This window comes from Acidovorax facilis (genome assembly GCF_050626955.1).
In the GTDB taxonomy this organism is placed as follows: domain Bacteria; phylum Pseudomonadota; class Gammaproteobacteria; order Burkholderiales; family Burkholderiaceae_C; genus Acidovorax; species Acidovorax facilis.
This window is the reverse complement of record NZ_CP192460.1, coordinates 3,918,797-3,939,816: the sequence shown is the minus strand read 5'-3', so window position 1 is coordinate 3,939,816 and position 21,020 is coordinate 3,918,797. Positions and strand designations below refer to the sequence as shown.

General features: G+C 66.5%; 24 protein-coding genes. 8 read left to right on the top strand and 16 right to left on the bottom strand.

Annotated features, from left to right (window positions below; all coding sequences use genetic code 11):
* Nucleotides 1–26: 26 nt before the first annotated feature.
* From ACQ4MJ_RS18025 to ACQ4MJ_RS18010, 4 genes are read right to left on the bottom strand one after another with little or no spacing between them, the layout of a single operon-like run.
* The gene (locus ACQ4MJ_RS18025; RefSeq protein WP_431151758.1) at nucleotides 27–803 is read right to left on the bottom strand and encodes a DeoR/GlpR family DNA-binding transcription regulator; all 777 of its coding nucleotides are present in this window, start codon (nucleotides 801–803) and stop codon (nucleotides 27–29) included.
* A gap of 10 nt (nucleotides 804–813) precedes the next feature.
* Complete coding sequence (locus ACQ4MJ_RS18020) at nucleotides 814–2,481, bottom strand: ABC transporter permease subunit (protein WP_431151759.1); 1,668 nt, start codon at nucleotides 2,479–2,481, stop codon at nucleotides 814–816.
* The gene (locus ACQ4MJ_RS18015) at nucleotides 2,478–3,485 is read right to left on the bottom strand and encodes an ABC transporter ATP-binding protein (RefSeq protein ID WP_108498518.1); all 1,008 of its coding nucleotides are present in this window, start codon (nucleotides 3,483–3,485) and stop codon (nucleotides 2,478–2,480) included. Before ACQ4MJ_RS18015 ends, ACQ4MJ_RS18020 begins: the two co-directional genes overlap by 4 nt.
* A 52-nt stretch (nucleotides 3,486–3,537) precedes the next feature.
* Nucleotides 3,538–4,563 (bottom strand): ABC transporter substrate-binding protein, encoded by a 1,026-nt coding sequence (locus ACQ4MJ_RS18010; RefSeq protein WP_431151760.1) that lies wholly within the window; start codon nucleotides 4,561–4,563, stop codon nucleotides 3,538–3,540.
* A gap of 217 nt (nucleotides 4,564–4,780) precedes the next feature.
* On the opposite strand from ACQ4MJ_RS18010, the gene hisN reads away from it, so the two are divergent.
* Both hisN and ACQ4MJ_RS18000 read left to right on the top strand, forming a co-directional pair.
* Complete coding sequence (hisN, locus tag ACQ4MJ_RS18005) at nucleotides 4,781–5,596, top strand: histidinol-phosphatase (RefSeq protein ID WP_431151762.1); 816 nt, start codon at nucleotides 4,781–4,783, stop codon at nucleotides 5,594–5,596.
* Between the two features lie 32 nt (nucleotides 5,597–5,628).
* The gene (locus tag ACQ4MJ_RS18000) at nucleotides 5,629–5,823 is read left to right on the top strand and encodes a DUF2905 domain-containing protein (RefSeq protein WP_431151764.1); all 195 of its coding nucleotides are present in this window, start codon (nucleotides 5,629–5,631) and stop codon (nucleotides 5,821–5,823) included.
* A gap of 18 nt (nucleotides 5,824–5,841) precedes the next feature.
* Here ACQ4MJ_RS18000 and otsA read toward each other — a convergent pair whose 3' ends face one another.
* From otsA to otsB, 3 genes are read right to left on the bottom strand one after another with little or no spacing between them, the layout of a single operon-like run.
* Nucleotides 5,842–7,218: an alpha,alpha-trehalose-phosphate synthase (UDP-forming) gene (gene otsA / locus ACQ4MJ_RS17995; RefSeq protein WP_431151765.1), complete on the bottom strand. Its 1,377-nt coding sequence runs from the start codon at nucleotides 7,216–7,218 to the stop codon at nucleotides 5,842–5,844.
* A gap of 48 nt (nucleotides 7,219–7,266) precedes the next feature.
* Entirely contained in the window at nucleotides 7,267–9,072 is a 1,806-nt protein-coding gene (locus ACQ4MJ_RS17990; protein WP_121507648.1) for a glycoside hydrolase family 15 protein, read from the bottom strand.
* Entirely contained in the window at nucleotides 9,069–9,806 is a 738-nt protein-coding gene (otsB, locus tag ACQ4MJ_RS17985; protein WP_431151766.1) for a trehalose-phosphatase, read from the bottom strand. Before otsB ends, ACQ4MJ_RS17990 begins: the two co-directional genes overlap by 4 nt.
* A gap of 232 nt (nucleotides 9,807–10,038) precedes the next feature.
* Here otsB and trxC point away from each other — a divergent pair, with 232 nt between their 5' ends.
* The gene (trxC, locus tag ACQ4MJ_RS17980; protein WP_431151767.1) at nucleotides 10,039–10,476 is read left to right on the top strand and encodes a thioredoxin TrxC; all 438 of its coding nucleotides are present in this window, start codon (nucleotides 10,039–10,041) and stop codon (nucleotides 10,474–10,476) included.
* 14 nt (nucleotides 10,477–10,490) lie between these two features.
* Here the strand turns inward: trxC and ACQ4MJ_RS17975 are convergent, their stop codons facing one another.
* The 4 genes from ACQ4MJ_RS17975 to ACQ4MJ_RS17960 are packed head-to-tail and all read right to left on the bottom strand — an operon-like array spanning nucleotide 10,491 to nucleotide 12,885.
* The gene (locus ACQ4MJ_RS17975) at nucleotides 10,491–10,964 is read right to left on the bottom strand and encodes a DoxX family protein (RefSeq protein WP_431151768.1); all 474 of its coding nucleotides are present in this window, start codon (nucleotides 10,962–10,964) and stop codon (nucleotides 10,491–10,493) included.
* On the bottom strand, nucleotides 10,964–11,746 hold the full coding sequence (locus ACQ4MJ_RS17970; protein ID WP_431151769.1) for an HvfC/BufC family peptide modification chaperone: 783 nt from the start codon (nucleotides 11,744–11,746) through the stop codon (nucleotides 10,964–10,966). Before ACQ4MJ_RS17970 ends, ACQ4MJ_RS17975 begins: the two co-directional genes overlap by 1 nt.
* Nucleotides 11,737–12,588 carry an MNIO family bufferin maturase gene (gene bufB, locus ACQ4MJ_RS17965; protein ID WP_218298914.1) on the bottom strand — a complete coding sequence of 284 codons (852 nt, stop codon included), beginning with the start codon at nucleotides 12,586–12,588 and terminating at the stop codon, nucleotides 11,737–11,739. The genes ACQ4MJ_RS17970 and bufB overlap by 10 nt, the downstream gene beginning before the upstream one ends.
* Nucleotides 12,589–12,591: 3 nt before the next feature.
* Nucleotides 12,592–12,885, bottom strand: a complete 294-nt coding sequence (locus ACQ4MJ_RS17960; protein WP_121507643.1) for a BufA1 family periplasmic bufferin-type metallophore — start codon at nucleotides 12,883–12,885, stop codon at nucleotides 12,592–12,594.
* A gap of 213 nt (nucleotides 12,886–13,098) precedes the next feature.
* Between ACQ4MJ_RS17960 and ACQ4MJ_RS17955 the strand changes: the two genes are divergently transcribed.
* Together ACQ4MJ_RS17955 and ACQ4MJ_RS17950 are read left to right on the top strand one after the other, a co-directional pair.
* Nucleotides 13,099–13,644: a sigma-70 family RNA polymerase sigma factor gene (locus ACQ4MJ_RS17955; protein ID WP_218298913.1), complete on the top strand. Its 546-nt coding sequence runs from the start codon at nucleotides 13,099–13,101 to the stop codon at nucleotides 13,642–13,644.
* Nucleotides 13,641–14,282, top strand: coding sequence for an NrsF family protein (locus ACQ4MJ_RS17950; RefSeq protein ID WP_431151771.1), 642 nt, complete (start codon nucleotides 13,641–13,643; stop codon nucleotides 14,280–14,282). The genes ACQ4MJ_RS17955 and ACQ4MJ_RS17950 overlap by 4 nt, the downstream gene beginning before the upstream one ends.
* Nucleotides 14,283–14,317: 35 nt before the next feature.
* Here ACQ4MJ_RS17950 and ACQ4MJ_RS17945 read toward each other — a convergent pair whose 3' ends face one another.
* On the bottom strand, nucleotides 14,318–14,776 hold the full coding sequence (locus ACQ4MJ_RS17945) for a GNAT family N-acetyltransferase (protein WP_176888209.1): 459 nt from the start codon (nucleotides 14,774–14,776) through the stop codon (nucleotides 14,318–14,320).
* Between the two features lie 129 nt (nucleotides 14,777–14,905).
* Entirely contained in the window at nucleotides 14,906–16,159 is a 1,254-nt protein-coding gene (locus ACQ4MJ_RS17940) for a multifunctional CCA addition/repair protein (RefSeq protein WP_431151773.1), read from the bottom strand.
* Nucleotides 16,160–16,204: 45 nt separating this feature from the next.
* Here ACQ4MJ_RS17940 and ACQ4MJ_RS17935 point away from each other — a divergent pair, with 45 nt between their 5' ends.
* Both ACQ4MJ_RS17935 and ACQ4MJ_RS17930 read left to right on the top strand, forming a co-directional pair.
* On the top strand, nucleotides 16,205–16,660 hold the full coding sequence (locus ACQ4MJ_RS17935; RefSeq protein WP_431151774.1) for a hypothetical protein: 456 nt from the start codon (nucleotides 16,205–16,207) through the stop codon (nucleotides 16,658–16,660).
* 79 nt (nucleotides 16,661–16,739) lie between these two features.
* The gene (locus ACQ4MJ_RS17930) at nucleotides 16,740–17,198 is read left to right on the top strand and encodes a hypothetical protein (protein WP_228897443.1); all 459 of its coding nucleotides are present in this window, start codon (nucleotides 16,740–16,742) and stop codon (nucleotides 17,196–17,198) included.
* A gap of 44 nt (nucleotides 17,199–17,242) precedes the next feature.
* On the opposite strand, the gene ACQ4MJ_RS17925 is transcribed toward ACQ4MJ_RS17930, so the two are convergent.
* The 3 genes from ACQ4MJ_RS17925 to ACQ4MJ_RS17915 form a co-directional block, all read right to left on the bottom strand.
* Complete coding sequence (locus ACQ4MJ_RS17925; protein WP_228897442.1) at nucleotides 17,243–17,551, bottom strand: NIPSNAP family protein; 309 nt, start codon at nucleotides 17,549–17,551, stop codon at nucleotides 17,243–17,245.
* Nucleotides 17,552–17,559: 8 nt separating this feature from the next.
* Nucleotides 17,560–18,252, bottom strand: a complete 693-nt coding sequence (locus ACQ4MJ_RS17920; RefSeq protein WP_431151775.1) for a glutathione S-transferase family protein — start codon at nucleotides 18,250–18,252, stop codon at nucleotides 17,560–17,562.
* A 126-nt stretch (nucleotides 18,253–18,378) separates the two neighbouring features.
* Nucleotides 18,379–18,951 carry a 5-formyltetrahydrofolate cyclo-ligase gene (locus ACQ4MJ_RS17915; RefSeq protein WP_121422201.1) on the bottom strand — a complete coding sequence of 191 codons (573 nt, stop codon included), beginning with the start codon at nucleotides 18,949–18,951 and terminating at the stop codon, nucleotides 18,379–18,381.
* 14 nt (nucleotides 18,952–18,965) lie between these two features.
* Between ACQ4MJ_RS17915 and ACQ4MJ_RS17910 the strand changes: the two genes are divergently transcribed.
* Nucleotides 18,966–20,951 carry a transglycosylase SLT domain-containing protein gene (locus tag ACQ4MJ_RS17910; protein WP_431151776.1) on the top strand — a complete coding sequence of 662 codons (1,986 nt, stop codon included), beginning with the start codon at nucleotides 18,966–18,968 and terminating at the stop codon, nucleotides 20,949–20,951.
* Nucleotides 20,952–21,020 lie beyond the last annotated feature (69 nt).

The window sequence follows — 21,020 nt, the reverse complement described above, 5'->3', positions numbered from 1 at the left end:
GGTGTGCTCTGCCCCTTCTGAATTGATCAGGCCACCACGATATGGCAGCCCGCTGCCTGCAGGGCCGAGAAGGCGGGCAAGGACCGGGCGCCCGCGTCGGTGACCAGCGTGCCCACGTCGGACAGGCTGGCATAGGTCACGCGGCTGGCTTGCCCCACCTTGCTGTGGTCGGCCACCAAGATCAGCTCCTTGGCCCGCGCAGCCATGGCGCGGGCCACGGCGGCCTCGTGGTGTTCAAAGCTGGTGGCGCCGCTGTGCACGCTGATGCCCACGGGAGAGAGCAGGGCCACATCGGCGCGGTAGCGGTGGATTTCGGCCACGGTGGTGTCGCCGTGCGTGGCCTGCACGGCAGGGTCGGTGCGGCCACCGAGCAGGATCACGTCGTTGCGCGTGTTGCGCCCGGCGTCGGCTGCAGCGAGCTTGAGCGCCACGTTCAGCCCGTTGGTAATGATGGTCAGGCCCGACAGGCTGGACAACGCTTCGGCCAGCAGGGTAGTGGTGCTGCCCGCATCAATGAACAGCGTTTGCCCCGGCTGCAGCAGCTGCAGGGCGGCGCGGGCGATGGCGCGTTTTTCGCGCTCGCGCACCGCCTGGCGCACGGCCAGCGGGGGTTCGGGCTCTGGCCCCTGGGCCACCACGCCGCCGTGCACGCGCCGCAGAATGCCCTGCGACTCCAGCGCGAGGATGTCGCGGCGCACGGTCTCGCGCGACACATCCAGGTCTTGCGCAATGCGCTCGGTGCTCACACGCGAGAGCGTGGACAGCAGGGTGCGGATGCGGAGGAAACGTTCTTCTTGCAGCATGGTTGCGATGTTAGGCGGGCTTGGAACCTGGTTTTCGGCGCTGCGTGCCAAAGTGCAGCAGCAGCGCCAGCGACCCCACCACCGCCATGATGCAGGTAGAGAACGCTGCCGCCTGCGAGGTCAGCCCCGCTTCATCCAGCCGCATCACCGTCACCGCCCCCATGGGCAGCGAGGGGGTGATGAGGAAGATGACCGCCGACAGCGTGACCATGGACCGCATGAACAAGAACACCAGCACCGCCAGCAGCGTGGGCAGCAGCGCGGGCAGGTACACATCGCGCAGCACGTGGGCGGTGCTGCCGCCCAGCACGGTGGTGGCGTCTTCCAGCGTGGTGGGCACGTTGCGCATGCCGGTCATCATGGTCATGAAGCCCTGCGTGTGGTAATGGTAGTAGTTGCACAGCGCCAGCAAGATGGCCGTGCCATACAGCATGCCCCAGGGCCAGGTGGCAGTGTTGAAGGTGAACACATAGGCCAGCCCCAGGACCAGCCCGGGCACGCCCACCGGCAGGGCCGACAGCGCCGTGGCTGCCTGCGCCAGCCGCCCCGGCAGGCGGCGGATGCCAAAGCACAGCACAAACAGCATCGCCGTGCCCACGCTGGCGGCCAGGGCCGACACCCAGACGGAGGTCCATAGCGGCGCATAGCCCCCTGCAATGGTGATGTCGTAGTGCTTGAGTGTGAGGTCCAGCCGGTAGGGCCACAGCCGGATGAAGCTGGCCACCACCACCGTGAGCACCAGGGCCACGATGCTGCCCGCAATGCCCATGCAGGCGATGAAGAACGCTGCATCGCGCCCCGGGCGGCGCGTGGGCGTGGGCGGCAGGGCTGATTCAGCCCCCGCCCCGGCGCGCTGTGCGGCCATGCGTTCGATGAACACCGACAACGCGGCGGGCGCAAGCAGCAGCATGCCCACCACCGCGCCCATGCCGAACTTCATCTGCCCGCTGACCTGGTTGTAGATCTCGGTGGCCAGCACGGCAAAGTTGCCGCCAATGACCACGGCGTTGCCAAAGTCGGTGATGGTGATGGTGAACACCACAAACCCCGCGCTCAGCAGGCCGTAGCGGGCCTGCGGCAGCGTGATGTCGCAAAACTGTCGCCAGGGGGTGGCGCCCAGCACCTCGGCGGCGTCGTACTGCCGGGCATCGCCCTGGCGCAGCGCGGTGCGCACGATGAGCACGGCCTGCGGCAGCGCATAGAGCACGTCGGCAATCAGCAGGCCCCAAAAGCCATAGATTTCGGGTCGCACGCCCAGCAGCTTGCCCACGATGCCGTTGCGCCCCAGCAAAAAGATCAAGCCCAGCCCCAGCACCAGCGAGGGCGCCAGCATGGGCAGGGCCAGCGCACCGGCCACAAAGCGGCGGCCCGGCATGCCGGTGCGCTCCAGCCCAAACGCCACCACAAAGGCCAGCACCAGCGTGACGGCCGTGGTTACGGCGCCCAGCAGCAGACTGTTGGCCAGGGCCCGCCACACGCCCGGGGTGTCGAGCAGCGCGGCGTAGTTGCCCCAGCCGATGCCGCCCGTGTCCTGCACCAGGCTGCGCCAGGCAATGGCCAGCATGGGCACGCCAAAGAACAGCACCAGCGCGGCCAGCGGCAGCAGCAGGCAGGCGCGCAGCAGCCAGCGTTCGCTGGCGTGCATGGGTGGCAGGTGGGGGGCGGCAGTGGTGCTCATGCGTGCACCCAGGCGCAGTCCTGTGCGCTCACCGAGATGTCCACGTTCTGGCCCGCCTCCCAGGTGCTGGCGCTGCTGGATTCGGCCAGCAGGTCCAGGTCGTTCCAGCGCAGCTGCACCCGCTGGATGCTGCCCAGGAAGGTGGTGCCGGTGACGCGGCCCGCACCCTGCGCGCTGGCTTGCAGCTGCAGGCGTTCGGGGCGGATGCACAGCAGGGCCGATTCGGGCGCCATGCCTTCGGGGGCCCCGCCCAGCGCGGGCTGCAGCAGCCGTGCCTGGGCGGGCGGCAGCAGGTTGCTGTGTCCCATGAAGTTGGCCACGAAGCGGGTGCGCGGTGCCAGGTACAGCTCGCGCGGCGAGCCCGCCTGTGCAATGCGCCCACCCTGCATGCAGACGATGCGGTCGGCCATGGCCAGGGCTTCTTCCTGGTCGTGCGTGACCATGATGGTGGGAATGCCCAGGCGGCGCTGCACCTCGCGCAGCTCATGGCGCAGGTCGGCGCGCACGCGGGCGTCCAGGGCCGACAGGGGTTCGTCGAGCAGCAGCAGCGAAGGGTTCACCGCCAGGGCCCGCGCTATGGCCACGCGCTGCTGCTGGCCGCCCGACAGCTGCGCCGGGTAGCGCCCGCCATAGTCGGCCAGCTTCACCATGTCCAGCAGCTCGGCCGTGCGCGCCTGCACCACGTCGGGCGGTGTGCGGCGGATGGCCAGGCCGTAGCCCACGTTCTGCGCCACCGTCATGTGCGGGAACAGCGAGTACGACTGGAACACGATGCCAAAGCCCCGGTCGCGCGCCGGCAGCGTGGCCAGGTCACGGCCGCCCAGCGTGATGCGGCCGCCATCGGCAGGCAGCAGCCCCGCGATGATGCGCAGCAGCGTGGTCTTGCCGCAGCCGCTGGGGCCCAGCAGGCACACGAACTCCGAGGCGCCCACGGCGAGGTGGATGCGTTCGAGCGCGACCTGGCCGTCAAAGCTCTTGTGCAGGTCGGTGATCTGCAGGGACATGGTGTGTGGTCCTCGGGGAGTACGGTTCAGTGCAGCGGTTCGGTACAGCGGCTCAGCGGCCGATGGTCTTTTGCCAGGTGCCCAGGATCGCGTCGCGTTCCTTGGCGGACTTGGCGAAGTCCATGGGGTAGAGCACCTTGGAGAGGTCGGCGGGCAGGCCTGCCGCTGCAGCCGCCTTGGATTGCGGCACGCCGGGCACGGTGACGATTTCCTTGTACTTGGTGTAGAGCTGTGCTGCGCCGGGCGACAGCGTCCAGTCCAGAAAGCGCTTGGCGTCGGCCTTGTTCTTGGAGCTGGCCATCAGGCCCGAGGCTTCCAGCTCATAGCCCGCGCCGTCGGTGGGGATCACCATCTTGACCGGATAGCCCTCGTCCACCGACTGCATGGCCGCAAACGCCAGCGAGGTGCCAATTGCAAACTCACCCGCCCGCGCGGCCTTGCAGGGGCGCGAGCCCGACTTGATGTACTGCGCCACGTTGCCGTCCATGGCCTTGATGAGCTTCCAGCCCTCGTCATTGCCGCGCGACTGGATCAGCGCGGCAATCTGCAGGTAGCCCGTGCCCGAGGACACCGGGTTGGGCATGACGACCTCGCCCTTGTAGATGGGGTTGGTGAGGTCCTTCCACGACGTGGGCATGGGCAGCTTCTTGGCCTTGAGTACCTCGGTGTTCACGCAGAACGCGGCCATGTAGCCGGTGGTGGTGAACCATTTGCCGTCGGCGGCCTTGTCCTTGGCGGCCAGCTTGTCGCTGCCCTTGGGGGTGTAGGGCTCCAGCAGTGCGGTGATGCGCGGGTCCAGCGTGTTGGTCAGCGCCCAGCCCCAGATCACATCGTGCTGCGGGTTGGCAGCTTCGGCCAGGATGCGCGCGCCCAGGTCGCCCGTGGACAGGCGCAGGACCTTCACATCCACATCGGGCAAGTCCTTTTTGGCGGCGGCCAGGTATTCCTTGATCTCGTCTTCTTCGAGCGCGGTGTAGGCCGTGACGGTGCCCGCCTGGGCGGCGGTCAGCCCGCAGGCCAATGCGCCCAGCACGGGCAGCAGGCGCAGGGCTGCAAAGAGGGAGGAGCGAGTGCGCATGAATTTCTCCAGAACGGTGCGTTGCCAAAAAACAGTGCGGGGTCACCGCAGGCCAGGGGGTTTGTTCACCAAAGTTGTGCGTTTTATTGCACTTGTGCAAATTATTGTTTTTGCACGAAAATACACAAGCACTAAATATGCCAACCCGTTCATGCCGAGCGGTAGGCCCTTCTTCATTGCCCAACCGCTGCCCGGAGCTCTTCCCTTGACCATTCCCATGAACACTTTGCCCACCCCCGGTTCCCCCTTCCTGGCCCTGGCGCACGCCCTGGCCGATGCGGCCCGTGTGCACTCGCTGCGGTACTTCCGCACCCCGCTGGATGTGCTGACCAAATCGGACGAGAGTCCGGTCACCATTGCCGACCGCGAGGCCGAGGCCGCGATGCGCGCGGTGCTGCGGGCGCAGGCGCCCACGCACGGCATCCTGGGCGAGGAGCATGGCCGCGAGCGGCTGGACGCCGAGTACGTGTGGGTGATCGACCCCATCGACGGCACCAAGAGCTTCATCACCGGATCGCCGCTGTGGGGCACGCTGGTGGCACTGCTGCACCAGGGCCAGCCCGTGCTGGGGCTCATGGATTTGCCGGTGCTGGGTGAGCGCTGGACGGGGCTGGCAGGCCAGCTGACGCAGTGCAATGGCCAGCCCGTGCGGGCCAGCGGGTGTGAACAACTGGCGCAGGCCCGCATCTACACCACATCGCCGGATGCCTTTGGTGCGGCCGACTGGCAGTGTTTTGATGCGCTGAGCCGCCAGTGCGCGCTGCGCCGTTTTGGCGGCGACTGCTATGCCTATGCCCAGCTGGCGGGCGGGCATGTGGACCTGGTGGTGGAGGCGGGGCTGCAGCCGTACGACTACCTCTCGCTGGTCTGCCTGGTGGAGGGCGCGGGCGGGCGCATTACCGACTGGCAGGGCCGTGCGCTCACGGTGGCATCGGATGGGCGGGTGGTGGCGGCTGCCACGCCCCAGTTGCATGCCCAGGCGCTGGCCCTGCTGGCTGACCGGGCCGAACGGGCCGGACTGGCCAAGGCGTAGCCGAATGCGGTGGCGCCTACACTCGGCGCACCATGTTCCGCTGGCTCCTCGTCATTCTCCTGGCCCTGATGTTCATCAGCTGGCTCACACCGCTGCTGCGCCGCCTGGGCTTTGGGCGCCTGCCGGGGGACTTCCGGTTTCGCTGGCTGGGGCGCGACTGGGATGTGCCGCTGGCGTCCACGCTGCTGCTGAGCTTCGTGGTCAGCCTGATCACCAAGATGTTGTAACGGGCCGCAGCTGGGCGGCTACCCCGCCGCCTGCAATGCGTCCAGAAACGCCTTGCGCCACCAGTGCACGTCGTGCTGGCGTATACGGGCCATCAGCTTTTGATGGCGCGCCTGCCGCTCCACCAGCGGCATCTGCAATGCCTGCTGGATGCTGTCGGCCATGCCTTGGGTGTCGTAGGGGTTCACCAGCAGCGCTTCTTTCAGCTGCTCGGCCGCACCGGCAAAGCGTGACAACACCAGCACGCCCGGGTCGTCCGGGTCTTGCGCCACCACGTACTCCTTGGCCACCAGGTTCATGCCGTCGCGCAGTGGCGTGACCAGCCCCACGGCGGCGGCGCGGCACAGGCCCGGAACCCGCTTGCGGGCCACCATGCGGTGGATGTAGCGCACGGGCATCCAGTCCAGTTCGCCGTAGTCGCCGTTGACAGCGCCACACAGACCTTCCAGCTCCTGGCGCAGGTCGGCATAGGCGTTGACGTCGTCGCGCGTGGGCGAGGCGATCATGATGAGCGTGGCGCTGTCGCGGTTTTCCGGGTAGCGGTCCAGCAGTTCGCGAAAGGCCCGCACACGTTGCGGAATGCCCTTGGAGTAGTCGAGCCGGTCAATGCCCAGCAGCAGGCGCCTGCGTGAATACTCGTCGCGCATGTTCTCGTAGGTTTCCACCGCGTCGGGCGCGTGCGTGAGGCGTGTGAATTCGTCCACGTCGATGCCGATGGGAAAGGACTGCACCACCACGGTGGCTCCAAAGGCGCGCACGCGCCTTTCGTCCACCTCTTCCGCGCTGCCTTCGTTGCGCACATAGCGCGTGAAATGCGACACGTCGGCCTCGCTCTGCAGACCCACCAGGTCGTAGGCAAACAGCGAGCGCATCAGCCACTCATGCTGCGGGATGGCCGCCATGATGAGCGGCGGCGGCATGGGAATGTGCAGAAAGAACCCGATGCGCTGCTTGCAGCCCATGGCCCGCAGCTCGGCCGCCAGCGGGATCAGGTGGTAGTCGTGCACCCAGATCACGTCGTCGTCGCGCAGCAGCGGCAGCAGCTTGCGCGCAAACATCTGGTTCACGCGGCGGTAGCCCGCGATGTAGCTGGCGTTGAAGTCGGCCAGGTCCAGGCGGTAATGGAACACCGGCCAGAGCACGCTGTTGCTGTAGCCGTGGTAGTAGCTGTCGTGGTCTTCGCGGCACAGGTCCACGGTGGCCAGGGTGACGGCACCTGCCTGCCGGGTGTGCAGTTCGCCCTCGCCGGGTGTGCCGCCTTCGACCACAGTGCCGCTCCAGCCGAACCAGAGGCCCCCGGTCTGGTTCAGGGCTTCGCCCAGGGCGACGGCCAGGCCGCCGGCGGCGGGTTTTCGGGGGTCTGCAAGGCGGTTGGAGATGACAACAAGACGGCTCATGGGTTCATCATCGTTGTGGATCGCCCCGGGCCGCTGTCGGACAGTGCCTCAAATCACGCTGTCCCAGGGGGCCGACAGGCGCACGGCGGCGTTGATGACGCCCACCATGGAGTAGGTCTGCGGAAAGTTTCCCCACATTTCCTGGGTCTCGGGGTGCGTGTCTTCGGACAGCAGGCCCAGCGGATTGCGGGCGGCCAGCATGGTCTCGAAGATGGCGCGGGCCTCGGCCTTGCGGCCAATGCGCGCCAGCGCGTCGATGCGCCAGAAGGTGCAGATGTTGAAGGCCGTCTCGGGCTTGCCGAAGTCGTCGGCCGCCTCGTAGCGGCGCATGTAGGGGCCATCGCACAGGCTCTTTTCCATGGCCTCCACGGTGCTCACAAAGCGTGGGTCCTTGGGGTCGATCAGGCCCACCTCGGCCATCAGCAGCACGCTCGCATCGAGTTCATGGCCGCCAAAACTCTCGGCGAACGCCTGGCGCGCTTCGCACCAGGATTTGTCGAGGATCTCGGCGCGCATGCGGTCGGCATGCTGCTGCCAGTGGCTGGTACGGTCGGCCAGCTGCAGGGTGGCGGCGATCTTGGCCAGCCGGTCGCAGGCTGCCCAGCTCATCAGCGCGGACGAGGTGTGCACCCTGGCGCGCGTGCGCAGCTCCCACATGCCGGCGTCGGGCTGGCCATACACACGCACCGCGTTCTCGCCCACCTGTTCCAGCCGCGTGAACTCGGCCAGGCCCGCACGGTGCAGCAGGCGGTGGTCGTGGAACGCCTGGGCTGCGCCCAGCACGATGTTGCCGTACACATCGTGCTGAAAATGCTCGGCCGCCTGGTTGCCCACGCGCACCGGGCCCATGCCCCGGTAGCCCGCCAGCTGCGGCACAAGGCTCTCGGGCAGTTCTTGCTCCAGGCCAATACCGTACAGCGGCTGGATGTGGCCATCGCCGCCTTCCACCACCACGTTGCTGAGCCAGCGCAGGTAGTCCTCCATGGTGCCCACTTCGGAGATGCTGTTGAGCGCGCGCACCACGAAGAACGCATCGCGCAGCCAGCAGTAGCGGTAGTCCCAGTTGCGGCCGCTGTGGGCGGATTCGGGGATGCTCGTGGTCATGGCGGCCACGATGGCGCCGGTGTCTTCGTACAGCGAAAGCTTGAGCGTGATGGCCGCGCGGATCACGGCCTCCTGCCACTCCAGCGGCACGGCCAGAGCGCGGGTCCAACTGCGCCAGTAGGAGGTGGTCTCCTGCTCAAACAGGCGCGCGGTGTCGGCAATGCCCTCCACCAGCGTCTCGTCCGCCCCCAGCAGAAAGTTGTGTTCGCGTGTGAGCACAAATGCCTGGCCCGACAGCACATGCGACACCGGCGCATCGGTAGACAGGCGCAGCGTCATGCTCTCGCCCACGTAGCGGATGTGGTTGCTGCCGCGTGTGATTTCGGGGGTAGTCTGGCCCCAGTCGTAGCGCACCTTGAGCGCCACACGGATGCGCGGCGCACCCTGGATGGGGCGCACCCGGCGCACCAGCGTCATGGGGCGAAAGTAGCGCGAGCGGCTGTAAAAGCGCGGCGCAAAATCGGTGATCTCGATGCCGTGGCCCGCCTTGTCAAACAGCTGCGTGCGCAGGATGGCGGTGTTCGGCTCGTACCACTGGTGGGCCGATGCCAGGTCTTCCAGTTCGATCGCGAAGTGGCTGCCTTCGTCGCCGGGCTGCAGCAGGGCGTTGAACACCGGGTCGCCATCAAAACGGGGCAGGCAGCACCACACCATGCGGGCGTGGTTGTCGATCAGTGCGCTGATGGCGCAGTTGCCGATCATCCCGAGGTTGAGTGAGCCCGCTTGGGGATCGTTGGCTGCCGTGTTCATCGTTCGCGCTCCAAGGTCGTGCGTGCAGAAGACAGCCAGCCGCGCAAGGCGGCGGATGTCATGCAGCGGTGTTGTGCCATGGTCGGCCCTTCGCCCACCTTGATGCCCCAGCCGCCCAGTGCCTGAACGGCGGCAAAGCCAGCCTCATCGGTGACGTCATCTCCCACAAAGACTGGGGTGCGCCCGGCAAAGGGGGCCTGTGTCATGAAATCGAGAATGGCCTGGCCTTTGTGGACGCCCCGGGGCTTCACTTCAAAGACGCATTTACCGCGCAGCAGTTCCACACCCTCCACCTGCTGCATGGCGCGCACGAGGGTGTCGTGACACAACCCTTGCAGATGGGGGGCCTGGCGGTAGTGCAGGGCCACGCTCGCGCGCTTGGGCTCTACCAGCAACCCCGGATAGTGTGCCGCCAGGTCGTACGCAGCCCGTAGAACCTTCTCCAGGTCTGGCGGCAGAACGGCAGGGTGGGATGTGTCGGTCAGTCGGTATTGGGCACCATGCTCGCTGGCCAGCGGCAGGTGCAGCGGGGCCAGAAATCCGTCGATGTCGGCCTCAGGCCGCCCGGTCACGATGGCCAGCGCGCCGTCCAGATGGGTGTACAGCGATGACAGCGTGGGGACCAGCCCGGAAGCGATGCGCACCGCCTCGGGGCGCGGCGCCAGCTCGGTGAGCGTGCCGTCAAAGTCCAGAAAAAGCGCATGGGCAGTTGTCAGTAGGGGGAGCAGCTGCATGGGCGAAACCTTATCAGACGCGGTGAAGCTGACCCGGGTGAAAGGGTGTTTCAGCGCTGGTAAACGCACGCAAGGTGTGCGACGGGGTGCAACATCAAGACCCCAGGACTGCCAAGCCCGCTCTTGAAACGCCCGGCTTGTGCCGCCATGTGTAAGAACCTGTTGCGATCCCCGAAAAGATCTTGAGCAGGTTCTAAGAGGCCCGCTTTTTGCTCACACCGATTGCCGCACCATGACCGAATCCCTGCACATCGTCTGCCCCCATTGCCACACCACCAACCGCGTGCAGCGCGCCGACCTGGGCAACGCGCCCGATTGCGGAAAGTGCCATCAGCGCCTTTTCGCGGGGGCGCCGCTGGAGCTGGATGCCACCAGTTTTGACAAGCATGTGGTGCGCAGCCACATCCCCGTGTTGGTGGACTTCTGGGCGCCCTGGTGCGGGCCTTGCCGCCAGATGGCCCCGGCCTTTGCGCAGGCCGCCCGCGAGCTGGAGCCGCGTGTGCGCCTGGCCAAGCTCAACACCGAAGACCACCAGGCCATCGCGGCGCGTTATGCCATCCGCAGCATTCCGACCATGATTTTGTTCCAGCAGGGGCGCGAGGTGGCGCGCGTTTCGGGCGCGCTGGGGGCTGCGGACATCGTGCGCTGGGTGCGAACAGCGGCAGTTTAAAAAAGACAGGCGCCTCAACGAATTCCGAGTGCCCGGTCCAGTGACACGTTGCCTGCGCCGCGCCCCACCAGGTACAGCATCAGCCCCGCCCATGACAGGTGCGTGGGCCAGGCATCGGGGTACACGAACACCTGGATGACCAGCGTCATGCCCAGCAAGGCCAGGGCCGACAGGCGCGTGAGCAGGCCCAGCACCAGAAGAACAGGGAACAGATGCTCTGCCACGGTGGCCATCTGCGCCGCCAGCTCGGGTGGCAGCAGGGGCAGCTTGTACTCGTCGCGGAACAGCGCATAGGCGCTGTCGGAGATGGTGAACCACCCATCGACTTTGGTGCGCGCTGAAAGCCAGAAGATGCCTGCAATTGCCACGCGGTTGACCATCGCCAACAGGCTGTGCGGGGTGAGCGAGGTGGCTGCATCGGCCAGGCGCGCCAACAGCTTGCGCTGGCCTTTGGCGGGTGCAGTGGGGAAATGTGTGCTGGTGGTCATCAGGGGCTCCTTGGCCTCGGTGTGAATTGGTGTGGGTCGGTGGGTATCAATGCGCCTGCGTCCAGCAAGGAGCCCATCAGGGCCGCAAAGTCTGCGGTGGGCTCGGCCGCAAGGGCTGAAGTGGCGGCGGCCTCCAGCGTCTGGCCTTGGGCGCAGGCGTCCAAAAAGGCCACTCCGGCGCGCGACAGTGGGCGCCACGTCACGGGTGCGTGGGGCCGGGTGAGCAAGGCCCCATCGCCGGTCCAGTCCAGCGGCTCTGTGGGGAGCAGACCTTCGCGGTGGCTCTGCCACAACGCGTAGGCGGGATGCTCGTCGCACCAGGCCCAGCGTGCGGCGGGGTGGGGGCGCAGTTGCACCAGGGGCAATGTATCGGGCGCCTGCTGTGCCAGCCAGTTGCGGTCCACAGCGGTGGCGTCTGCCGCCAGATGGCATTCGGTCCAGCCGCGGTCCAGGCGCGCCACGGCCGGCAGATAAGGCAGCTCGGCCGCTGGTGCAAAACCGGCCAGAAAGTCAGCAAACTCCGCGCCGTAGTCCATCAGCAGTCCGTCAGCTGGCGGCTGCGCGCGGGCATACACCGCGGCGGCGGCGCGAAACCATTCTTCGCCCACCAGCTGGCACACCGTGGGGTAGCTGGCCTGCAGGGCATCAATGCAGCCCTTGAGCACGGTGTTGCGGTACACGGCAAAGCCGGGCTGGGATTCCAGCGCAGACAGCCACGGTGAGTGCTCGGCATGGCCGAGCAACGCGGCAGAGAAGCCGTCCTGGAATGCGCTCAGCTGCATGCTGCCTCCTCGGGCTGCGCCGCTGTGAGCGCGTTGTGGGCCTTGTCGCGCTCGGCCAGCAGTTCGCTGAAGGCGGGCAGATTGTCGTCGCGTTCGATGAGGGTGGGCATGGGGCCTGTGCGCGCGATCACCTGCCCGTACAGCGCCCACACCGCCGGGGCGATGGACGCGTCGTGGCTGTCGATCAGCAGGGCATCGCCATGCACCGGGTCGGCATGGTGGCCCGCCAGGTGGATTTCGGCCACGGCGTGCAGGGGAAAGGCGTTGAGGTAGGTCTGCGCGTCAAAGCCCAGGTTGTTGGCACTGACGTACACGTTGTTCACGTCCAGCAGCAGGGCGCAGCCAGTCCGCTGCACCAGCTCGGTCAGAAATTCGGTCTCAAGCCAGTCGTGGCCGTCGATGTGCAGGTAGTGCGTGGGGTTCTCGATGGCGATGGGGCGCTGCAGCGCATCCTGCGTTCGGGCGATGTTGTCTACGATGCGGTGCAAGGCGGCCTGCGTGCGCGGAAACGGCAGCAGGTCGGGCAGGTACTGCCCGCGCCACTTGGACCATGCCAAGTGCTCCGAGATGATGACTGGCTCCACCCGCCTTGCAAGGGCTGCCAGTCGCGCCAGGTGTGCCGCGTCGGGCGGAGTATCGGCAGCAAGCGACAGCGATACGCCGTGCAGCGCCACGGGGTGGCGCGCGCGGATGGCCTCCAGCCAGGCCAGGCGGGGGCCACCCTCGGCCAGATAGTTTTCAGGGTGCACCTCCCACCACAGACCCGTGGCGGTGCAGTGCAGCGCCTCGTCATAGTGCTGGGGCTTGAGGCCCAGGCCAGCGGTGAGAGGGCACAGGGCCATCGGTCAGGCCTTGATGGGGGTGAGCGAGCCCATGCCCTTGGGCGTCTTGATGGTGGCGCAGGTGCCTGCGGGCACAAACTTCCAGGCGTTGCCCTGGTAGTCCACCTTGGCGGAGCCCGCACAGGTGGTGCCGGGGCCGGCGGCGCAGTCGTTCTTGCCAGCCATCGAGACGCCGTAGCACTTCTCCATGGCGGGTTTGGCGCCGTCCATGGGGGCGGAGGTGGTTTGGGCCATGGCGGCGCCAGAGGTCAGGGCTACAAGGGCAAGGGCGCCGAGGCTGAGGGTGCGAGTGGTCATGGTACGGTTCTCCGAGGGTTGGGTCAGGGTTGAATCCGATCGGGGTGCAGCGAGAGGCCGCGTTGAACTGCCCGATCTGCGTTGTAATTCGCGCAGCGCAACTTGCGGGTTACAGCGCTGTACGAAAAATTTCGGAGCGGCATGGCGAAACATTTTTTTGCGATGCCTGTAACCCAATGGCTCCGGCATACGAATTTCTTGCAGGGAGACACCATGGAGAGTGTGGAAGAACGCCTGCGCGGCTTGTTGATGCAGGGGCTGGATGCCGACGCAGCCGCCTACCAGCGCTTTTTGAAAGAGCTGAGCGCCCACCTGCGCGCCTTTTTGCGCCGCCGCCTCGCGCAGCGGCTCGATGAGGTGGAAGACCTGGTGCAGGAGACGCTGCTGGCGGTGCACAACCAGCGCCACACCTACCGGCCCGAGATGCCGGTGACGGCCTGGGTGCACGCGATTGCGCGCTACAAGCTCATCGACTGGTTGCGCTCGCATGCCGTCAAAGAGGGGCGCAACGACCCGCTGGACGATGCCGACGAGTTGTTTGCCCGCAGCGACAGCGAGGCCGCCGAAGCCCGGCGGGACCTGGGGCAGTTGCTGCGCACGCTGCCAGACAAGCAACGGCTGCCGATTGAGTATGTGAAATTGGAAGGTTTGTCGGTGGTCGAGACGGCGCGCCTCACGGGGCTGTCGGAGTCGGCTGTCAAAGTCGGCGTGCACCGGGGGCTCAAGGCCCTGGCCGCCAAGATCAGGGGAATGGCATGAAAACCGATGAATTGATCCACCTGCTGGCCACCGATGACCGGCCGGTGCAGCGCAACGCGATAGAGCAGCGCTTTGTGGTGGCCGCACTGGCGGGCATTGCCGGCGCCGGGGTGCTGATGCTGTCCCTGTTCGGTCTGCGCCCAGATCTGCTGGCCACCATGGCGCTGCCCATGTTCTGGGGCAAGCTGGTGTTTGCCGCCGCGCTCGCTGCTGCCGGGCTGGCGCTGCTGCGCCGCATGGCCCGCCCTGGCATGGCGCTGGGCCACGCAGCCCTGTGGCTGGCCATGCCGCCGCTGGTGCTGTGGGCCATGGCCTTGTGGGCGTTGTCGCAGGTGTCCGCCGCAGAGCGCATGCCGCTCATCCTGGGCAGCACCTGGCGCACCTGCCCGTTCAATATCGCGGCGCTGTCGGTGCCGGCATTTGTTGCAGGCTTTTGGGCCCTCAAGGGCGCTGCCCCCACGCGCCTGGCGTGGACGGGTGCGGGCGCTGGTTTGCTGGCGGGTGCGCTGGGCGCCTTGGTGTACGCCCTGCATTGCCCCGAAATGGCCACGCCCTTCCTGGCTGTCTGGTATGTGGCGGGCATGGCCATCCCGACTGCGCTGGGGGCGGTGCTGGGGCCGCGCCTGCTGCGTTGGTGAAGGGGCGCGGCAAGTGTGCCAAGCGCCCTGGTGGTTCAGGCGCTGACGCGTTTGTTGTAGGCGCGGAAAACCGTGTCCAGCGTCCAGCCCAGCGATTCGTAGAGGGACTGCGCGGTGGTGTTGGTGTGTGCTGTGGTCAGGTCCATGCGCACCTTTCCATGGGTGCGGGCCGTGGCTTCTGCTGCCATCAGCAAGCTGCGCCCGGCGCCTGTCTTGCGGGCGGCGGGGGCCACGAACAGGTCGTACAGCGTGTAGATAGGGGCGGCCTCCACCGAGCAGAACGTGGGGTAGAGCTGGCAAAAGCCTACCGCCGTTTGCGACGCATCCAGCGCCAGCAGGATCACCGACTCTTCACGCTCTAACCGCTCCGCGATGAAGGCCTTCGCTCCGGCCAGGTCTGGCGCCTGCTCGTAGAACTGCCGGTAGGCATCAAACAGCGGCGCGACGGTGTCAGCGTCGGCCGGGGTGGCAAGGCGGATGTGAACAGTGGTCATGGAGACGTTGGGATGGCTGTGCGGGCGCGAAACTGCACCAGGTTCTTGCAAGGCTGTACCCCGGATGGAATACAGGCGGACGCGGATTGTAGGAGGGGCTGTCCGCGTCTTGGGCGGTCGCGTGCGGGGTCAGGCAACGTCGCTGCGGGGCTGCAGCCACTGCGCCACCGCTTCCACCCGCGCCTGGTGGATCAACGCACCCACCTGCGGCCCAGCCACGCCCTTGGCAGCTGCCTGCGCTGCAATGTCGCGCGTGACCACCGACTGCACGGCCGCCAGCACAGCCGCCAGCCGCTGGCGCTGCGGGTAGGCGGATTCTTCAAACCCTAGCCGTCCGCGCGCATCGCATTCGCAGGCCAACAGGATGTCGGCGAACCGCTCGGGCTTGCGGATGGCGTCGCAGCGCTCCAGCAGGCGCACCAGCGCGGCGGCCGAGAGGTCGCCGCTGCGGTGGATGTGGCCGTGCTCGCGGGCCACCACATCGGCCGTCTCGCGGCAGTCCACGGGCACGCGCAGGCGCTCGGCCACGTCTTTCAGCAGCTCCGCGCTGCGCTCCTCATGCCCGATGTGGCGCGGCAGCATATCGGCGGCCGTGGTGCCCTTGCCCAGGTCATGCACCAGGCAGGCAAACCGCACGGGGAGTGGCGCCTGCAGCCGGGCCGCCATGTCCAGCACCATCATCAGGTGCACGCCCGTATCCACCTCGGGGTGGTACTCGGCGCGCTGGGGCACGCCCCACAGGCGCGCCACTTCGGGCAACAGCACCTGCAGCGCGCCGCACTCGCGCAGCACCTCGAACATGCGCGAAGGCTTTTCTTCCATCAGACCCCGCGCCAGCTCCTGCCACACGCGCTCGGCCACCAGGTGGTCCACCTCGCCATGCGCCACCATCTCGCGCATCAGTTGCATCGTCTCGGGCGCCACCGTGAAGTCGGTGAACCGCGCTGCAAACCGCGCCACGCGCAGAATGCGCACCGGGTCTTCGCGGAAGGCGTCGGTCACATGGCGCAGCACCCGCGCCTCGATGTCTTTGGCGCCAGAATATGGGTCAAAAATGCCTCCAGCGCTTGTCCCATAAGCGTTAGTAGCTATTGCATTGATAGTGAGGTCGCGGCGGGAAAGGTCTTCTTCCAGCGTCACGTCGGACGAGCTTTCCACCACAAAGCCCCGGTAGCCGCGCCCGCTCTTGCGCTCGGTGCGGGCCAGCGCGTATTCCTCGCGGGTCTCGGGGTGCAAAAACACCGGGAAGTCTCGGCCCACTGGCAGGTAGCCCAGCTCCAGCATCTGCTCGGGCGTGGCACCCACCACCACCCAGTCGTGGTCATTCACCGGCCGGCCCAGCAGCTTGTCGCGGACCGCGCCGCCCACCATGTAGATTTGCATCGGTGTAGTTTAGGACGAGCACTCGGCCGTATATTCCAGCCCACCATGTCCCTATCGTCCGAACTCACCATTGCCCAGCTCAACCCCGACGGCAGCGTGCCCGTGCCCACGGCGCCCGACGCAGCGGCCAACGCCGCCGCCGAGGCCCTGCAGCGCGAGGCACAGTTCGAAGCCCTCAAGGCCAAGGTGGACGACTTGCAGGAGATCCTGGCCAAGTCGCTCAACGAAATCCTTGCCGACCGCGACAAGTTCAAGGAAGCGATGGCCGCGTGGGACGCCTTCGGCGCCATGTGGATGCTGTCACAGCGCGCCATGAAGCGCGTGGCGCTGGATCTGGCTGCGCAGCAGGGTGTGAGCGACGAAGAGGTGGTAGCGCGTGCGCTCGCCTATGCCAACCAAGTGCTGAACGCGGAGGAGGAAGACCTGGGCGGCACCATTGCCCCGGCGCAGTTGGCGCACATTGCGCGGCACAAGGCGTTCTTGCGCAAGCAGTTCCGATAGCTCGTTGTTGGAGGTCTGGACGAACTGATCAGCGTTCTGTCTGTGAGGTGATGGACGTGCAATGAAAGGAGTGCGAGCTATGAAAAAACGTGTGACGGTTTTCACCTTTGCCTTGTCGGCTTTGCTGATGGGAGCCGCTCTTTGGCCGTACGCTCCTCCATTTGAAACGCTTACGGCAGAGAGCGCGACAGTTAGGGTGAAGCACCCGGGGCCAGTGGTTCAGGAGGCCGTCTTTCAGACTGCCTCGGGCTCGGAGGTTTCCTGCAAGAGGGGAAAGTCGGGCAGGTGCCCTATCGAACAATTGGTCAGGATGGAGGCGCGTCAAGCGCAACTCACTGTTTGGCACGATGGTGCGCGCGTGTTCCAGATCGCCGACAAGGAGCGGATCCTCTATCCATACGAAGCTGTCTACGATGGCCGCGCATTTCTATTCGCGATCGCAGCCATTGTCGCGCTGGTGGGATTGGGCCAGATGGCGATTCACATTGGCTGGGCTAACGAATATGACGATGAAGGCAAGCTGATCGTGCGCGAATAGACAGAGTCCTCGCGCTGGGCTTCCTACTGACCCGACCTGAAGTCTTAGTTGAACACCGGCCTGAAAAAACTCCGCTCGTAGCTCGCGATGCACCCCGTCTCCTCGGCGTAGCGGAACGCTGCCTGGCACTCCGCGTCCTGCATCGACTGCTGGCGGTACACCTCGTAGGCCGCGAGGCTCTCAAACGTGAACAGCGCCAGCGCGATGTTGTTGGCGCCCTCGCTGGGCATGAAGTAGCCGTGGTGCTGGCCGCCGAACTTCTCGACCAGTGGAATCCACAGCCTGCCGTAGTGCTCGAACTCCTTGAGCTTGCTGGTGTTGAGCACGTAGCGCAGGTAGATGGTGACAGCCATGGCGATGCTCAACCCTCGGTATGGCGCAGGCGGTACGGCTCTTCGAAGTCCAGAAAGTCCTTCTCGGCCAGGGCTTCGTCGATCCAGGCTTTCACGCCGGGCAGTGCGCGCACGAGGTCTACATAGGCCTTGATGGGGGTGGGTACGGGCAGGGCATAAGAGTGCAGGCGCATGCACACGGGGGCAAAGTAGGCGTCGGCCACGGTGAACTCGCCAAACAGCAGGGGGCCGCCGTGCTCCTGCAGCAGTGCACTCCACATCTCCACCAGTCGCTGGACGTCGGTGCGCACGCCGGCTTTGTCGCGCCAGATCAGCGCGCCGGCATCGGCCAGATTCGCCTCAATGTTCATGGGGCAGTTGCTGCGCAGGGCGGTGAAGCCGCTGTGCATCTCCGCGCAGACGCTGCGTGCGCGTGCGCGGGCCTTGGCGTCCGCGGGCCAGAGCTTCTTGTCGGGGTGGGTTTCGGCCACGTATTCGGCAATCGCCAGGGTGTCCCAGACGACCAGATCGCCATCGACCAGTGCAGGCACCTTGCCCGTGGGACTCACGGGGCTCATCACACGCTTGAACTCCGAATCGGCGTCAAAGCTGTCGAAGCGCACGCGCACTTCTTCAAACGCAATGCCCGCCTGCTTGAGCAGTACCCAGGGGCGCATGGACCATGAGGAGTAGTTCTTGTTGCCGATGTAGAGCTTGAGCATGGGGGCACCTGAAAAATGAAGGTCAGCCCGCCATGCTAGCGGCTGCGCGATGCGCCAGCGATGCGAAAAAAGGCCTGAATGATGCGCAGCGCGCATCACCGGGCCCCGAGGAGCCGGTCTGGCCGGTCAGACAGGCCAGACCACCCCGTTGTCGTTCAGGATGGCATCGAGCGGCAGGTCGAACTCCTCGGGCTCGAAATCATCCAGGTAGCCATGGGTGAAGCCCAAGCCCACGGTGAACGGCTTGGGTTGCAGCGTGGCCAGCGTGCGGTCGTAAAATCCGCCGCCATAGCCCAGCCGGTAGCCACCCGGCGCGTAGCCCACGCACGGAACAAACAGCAGCGTGGGCACGATGACCTCAGTGTCCTTGGGCTTGGGGATGCCATAGGCGTCTTCTTCCATGGGGCAGCCGGGGTACCAGGCGTGGAAGGTGAGGGTCTTGTGCTGCTTGTTGACCACCGGCAGGCCAATGCGGCGGCGCAGGGGCTCGTCCAGCAACTCGCCGTCTTCCTTCCAGCGGTGCAGGGCGGGCAGGGGGTCGAACTCGCCCTTGATGGGCCAGTAGGCACCAATCACCGTATCGGGCCGGTTCACCAGCCAGATGCGCATCACCTGCTGTAACAGGTCGGCCCGCTGTAGGCGGTCCGGCAGGTTGAGGCGTTCTTCTATCAATGCGCGCCGAAGGGCTGCTTTGTCCATCAGATAATTCCCCCATGCAATTTCTCAGAGCGATTCTGACACCCCTTGTGGCCGCCACCCTGCTGGCTGCTACCGCGCCCCTTGTCATGGCGCAAAACCGTGGTGACGATACCCTGCTGGAGATGCAGCAGGCGTTCCGCAAGGGCGACCGCAACAAGCTCGCGCAGCTGCTGCCTGCGGCACGCGGCCATGCGCTGGAGCCCTGGGCTGCCTACTGGGAGCTGCGCGTGCGTCTTGGCGAGGCCTCGCCACAGGAGATCCAGTCCTTCATGCAGCGCTACGCCGGCACCTACCAGGAAGACCGCCTGCGCAACGACTGGCTGCTGCTGCTGGGCCAGCGCCGCGACTGGAGCCAGTTTGCCGAGCAGCACCCGAGCTACCGCATGTCGGACGACCGCGAAGTGCGCTGCTACGCGCTCCTGATCGACCAGATCAAGGGTACGGCACCAGCCACCGTGGCCGAGGACGTGCGCAGCAACTGGTATGCGATCCGCGACGCCGACGATGGCTGCACCCACGCCGCACGCGAGCTGTACGGCTACAAGAAGCTCTCGGCCCTGGATGTGTGGCGCAAGGCCCGCCTGGGCGTGGAGGCCAACCGGCCCCGCGTGGTGCGCACGGCGGTCGAAATCGTCTCGCCGGAATCGCTGCCGCAACTCAAGGATGTGCTCGATGCGCCCAGCAAGTACCTGCTCTCGCGCGCCACTGCCGCTGGCAAGGCCCGGCAGGAACTGGTGCTGCTCGCCCTGTTGAAGCTGGCCACCAGCGACCCGGACAGCGCGGCCTACCAGCTGGAGAACAAATGGGGCGTGCACCTCTCTGCCGAAGAGCGCAACTGGGCCTGGGGCGTGATTGGCAAGACCGCCGCGCAGAAGCTGGCCAGCAACGCCCATGGCTACTTTGCCAATGTGACCAAGGACAGCGACCTCAACGACGACCTGCTGGGCTGGAAGGTGCGTGCCGCCCTGCGCGCTGGCCAGTGGAAGGCCGTGGGCAAGGCGGTGGACGCCATGGGCCCTGAAGGCCGCCAGGACAGCACCTGGGTGTACTGGAAGGCGCGCTCGCTGCTGGCGGGCCGCGTGAGCGATGCCGAACGCGCCGAAGCACGGCAACTGCTCGAAGGCATTGCCGGAACGCGCGGCTTCTATGAGCAGCTGGCGCTCGAAGAGCTGGGCCAGCGCATCACCACGCCGCCCGCGCCCGCGCCCCTCACCGCCGAAGAAAAGGCCGCCGCTCGCGCCAACCCGGGGCTCAATCGCGCCCTGTACGCCATCCTGCTGGGCCTGCGCAGCGAAGGCGTGCGCGAGTGGAACTACACCACAAACCTGCACCAAAGCGGCGGCATGCCCGACCGCGAACTGCTGGCCGCCGCCGACTTCGCCTGCCAGCGCGAGGTGTGGGACCGCTGCATCAACACCAGCGAGCGCACCAAGAGCGTGGTGGACGTTACGCAGCGCTTCCCCACCCCCTTCCGCAGCGCGGTGGTGGAGCGTGCCAATGGCATCGGCCTGGACCCGGCCTACGTGTACGGCCTGATCCGCCAGGAAAGCCGCTTCATCATGGATGCGCGCTCGCACGTGGGCGCCTCGGGCCTCATGCAGGTGATGCCCGCCACCGCGCGCTGGACGGCCAAGAAGATCGGTCTGAACGGTTTCACGGCCGATCAGATCAACGACCGCGACACCAACATCACCATCGGCACGGCCTACCTCAAGCTCGCGCTGGACGACTTTGCGGGTTCCATGCCCATGGCCGCGGCCGCCTACAACGCAGGCCCCGGCCGCCCGCGCAGCTGGCGCAACGGCCCGGTGCTGGACGCCGCCATCTGGGCCGAGAACGTGCCGTTTGCCGAGACGCGTGACTATGTGAAGAAAGTGCTGTCCAACACCACCAACTACGCAGCCATGCTCACCGGCCAGCCTCAGTCGCTCAAGAGCCGCCTGGGCACGATCGGCCCGCGCGATGCGGCGTTGCCAGAGGTGAACAAGGATTTGCCTTGATGGGTCGGTGGTTGCTATAAATAGAAGAGCTGCTGGCGCTTATCGGATAAGCGCTAGGGCCTATTTTTG

Excerpts from the sequence above, each read along its gene's own strand:
- ACQ4MJ_RS18025 (WP_431151758.1), bottom strand. The coding sequence starts at position 803 with ATGCTGCAAGAAGAACGTTTCCTCCGCATCCGCACCCTGCTGTCCACG.
- ACQ4MJ_RS18020 (WP_431151759.1), bottom strand. The coding sequence starts at position 2,481 with ATGAGCACCACTGCCGCCCCCCACCTGCCACCCATGCACGCCAGCGAA.
- ACQ4MJ_RS18015 (WP_108498518.1), bottom strand. The coding sequence starts at position 3,485 with ATGTCCCTGCAGATCACCGACCTGCACAAGAGCTTTGACGGCCAGGTC.
- ACQ4MJ_RS18010 (WP_431151760.1), bottom strand. The coding sequence starts at position 4,563 with ATGCGCACTCGCTCCTCCCTCTTTGCAGCCCTGCGCCTGCTGCCCGTG.
- hisN (WP_431151762.1), top strand. The coding sequence starts at position 4,781 with ATGAACACTTTGCCCACCCCCGGTTCCCCCTTCCTGGCCCTGGCGCAC.
- ACQ4MJ_RS18000 (WP_431151764.1), top strand. The coding sequence starts at position 5,629 with ATGTTCCGCTGGCTCCTCGTCATTCTCCTGGCCCTGATGTTCATCAGC.
- otsA (WP_431151765.1), bottom strand. The coding sequence starts at position 7,218 with ATGAGCCGTCTTGTTGTCATCTCCAACCGCCTTGCAGACCCCCGAAAA.
- ACQ4MJ_RS17990 (WP_121507648.1), bottom strand. The coding sequence starts at position 9,072 with ATGAACACGGCAGCCAACGATCCCCAAGCGGGCTCACTCAACCTCGGG.
- otsB (WP_431151766.1), bottom strand. The coding sequence starts at position 9,806 with ATGCAGCTGCTCCCCCTACTGACAACTGCCCATGCGCTTTTTCTGGAC.
- trxC (WP_431151767.1), top strand. The coding sequence starts at position 10,039 with ATGACCGAATCCCTGCACATCGTCTGCCCCCATTGCCACACCACCAAC.
- ACQ4MJ_RS17975 (WP_431151768.1), bottom strand. The coding sequence starts at position 10,964 with ATGACCACCAGCACACATTTCCCCACTGCACCCGCCAAAGGCCAGCGC.
- ACQ4MJ_RS17970 (WP_431151769.1), bottom strand. The coding sequence starts at position 11,746 with ATGCAGCTGAGCGCATTCCAGGACGGCTTCTCTGCCGCGTTGCTCGGC.
- bufB (WP_218298914.1), bottom strand. The coding sequence starts at position 12,588 with ATGGCCCTGTGCCCTCTCACCGCTGGCCTGGGCCTCAAGCCCCAGCAC.
- ACQ4MJ_RS17960 (WP_121507643.1), bottom strand. The coding sequence starts at position 12,885 with ATGACCACTCGCACCCTCAGCCTCGGCGCCCTTGCCCTTGTAGCCCTG.
- ACQ4MJ_RS17955 (WP_218298913.1), top strand. The coding sequence starts at position 13,099 with ATGGAGAGTGTGGAAGAACGCCTGCGCGGCTTGTTGATGCAGGGGCTG.
- ACQ4MJ_RS17950 (WP_431151771.1), top strand. The coding sequence starts at position 13,641 with ATGAAAACCGATGAATTGATCCACCTGCTGGCCACCGATGACCGGCCG.
- ACQ4MJ_RS17945 (WP_176888209.1), bottom strand. The coding sequence starts at position 14,776 with ATGACCACTGTTCACATCCGCCTTGCCACCCCGGCCGACGCTGACACC.
- ACQ4MJ_RS17940 (WP_431151773.1), bottom strand. The coding sequence starts at position 16,159 with ATGCAAATCTACATGGTGGGCGGCGCGGTCCGCGACAAGCTGCTGGGC.
- ACQ4MJ_RS17935 (WP_431151774.1), top strand. The coding sequence starts at position 16,205 with ATGTCCCTATCGTCCGAACTCACCATTGCCCAGCTCAACCCCGACGGC.
- ACQ4MJ_RS17930 (WP_228897443.1), top strand. The coding sequence starts at position 16,740 with ATGAAAAAACGTGTGACGGTTTTCACCTTTGCCTTGTCGGCTTTGCTG.
- ACQ4MJ_RS17925 (WP_228897442.1), bottom strand. The coding sequence starts at position 17,551 with ATGGCTGTCACCATCTACCTGCGCTACGTGCTCAACACCAGCAAGCTC.
- ACQ4MJ_RS17920 (WP_431151775.1), bottom strand. The coding sequence starts at position 18,252 with ATGCTCAAGCTCTACATCGGCAACAAGAACTACTCCTCATGGTCCATG.
- ACQ4MJ_RS17915 (WP_121422201.1), bottom strand. The coding sequence starts at position 18,951 with ATGGACAAAGCAGCCCTTCGGCGCGCATTGATAGAAGAACGCCTCAAC.
- ACQ4MJ_RS17910 (WP_431151776.1), top strand. The coding sequence starts at position 18,966 with ATGCAATTTCTCAGAGCGATTCTGACACCCCTTGTGGCCGCCACCCTG.